The 893-nt window shown below is 69.5% G+C and carries 2 protein-coding genes; both read left to right on the top strand.

Annotated features, from left to right (window positions below):
• Positions 1 to 182, top strand: a 182-nt coding sequence (locus J0A65_RS24360; protein ID WP_206596841.1) for a DUF4129 domain-containing protein, incomplete at its 5' end; no start/stop codon positions are given.
• Between the two features lie 59 nt (positions 183 to 241).
• The coding region (locus J0A65_RS24355) for a CHAD domain-containing protein (RefSeq protein WP_206596840.1) at positions 242 to 893 on the top strand (652 nt) is incomplete at its 3' end.

Raw genomic sequence — 893 nt, 5'->3', positions numbered from 1 at the left:
AGGGCATGCGTGCCTTCGCCCGGCGCGCCAGCCAGGAACTGCCGGCGCAGGCGGCGCAGATCCAGGCGTTCGCCGCGTGTTTCGAGCGCCAGCAGTACGCCGGCCAGGCCGTGGCGCCGGCCGCGCTGCGTCAGGCGCTGGGTAAGTTGCGCCAGGCGTTGCCCTGGCGCTGGCTGAATTAGGATTTTTCGGGCGCGACGGGTTTGTTGGTCGTCACCCTGAGCGTCAAGGAGTAGCGAGCATGAGCGATCTGATCGAGCGCAGTCTGCAGCGTGTGCTGGCCTTGCAGGTACGGCTTTATGCCTGCCAGGCCCGCCTGGGCGGATTCACCGACGCCGAGGCGTTGCACGACCTGCGCATCACCTTGCGCCAGCTGCGCAGCCTGCTGCGCCCCATGCGCGGCCTGGCGACGGTGGATGCCCTGGAGCAGGCCGCCGCGGTACTCGGCCGGCTGACTGGTCCCTTGCGTGATCGCGAGGTGTTGATGGCCGAGCTCGAACGCATGGGCCTGAGCCGCTTGCTCGCCTTTGACCAGGAGGCGCATGCCGGGGCTTTTGCGGCTGTGGCCAGCAGTCGTGAACTGGCCGAACTGATCGCCTTGCTCGACAGCTGGCCGGTTGCCTGGCGCGAGGCAGCACGGCGTGGCCAACTGCGTAGCGTCAGCAAACGCATCCAGCGTCGCCTGCGGCGTCAGCAGGCGCAGCTGGCGCAGGCCCTGCGTGACCCAGCGCACGACCGCCATCGCCTGCGCCTGCTGATCAAGCGGGTGCGCTACGCGGGCGAGACCTATCCCTTGCAGAGCGGCCTGGACAGGGCGGCGCTGGCGCGGCTTAAGCGCGCCCAGAGCGCGTTGGGCGACTGGCACGACCACCTGCAGTGGCTGGCGCAGAGCG

Origin of the sequence: Bowmanella yangjiangensis, from assembly GCF_017255015.1 — a bacterium.
GTDB classification, from domain to species: Bacteria; Pseudomonadota; Gammaproteobacteria; order Enterobacterales; family Alteromonadaceae; genus Bowmanella; species Bowmanella yangjiangensis.
The sequence above is the reverse complement of the archived record's forward strand: the minus strand, read 5'-3'. Positions and strand labels throughout refer to the sequence as shown.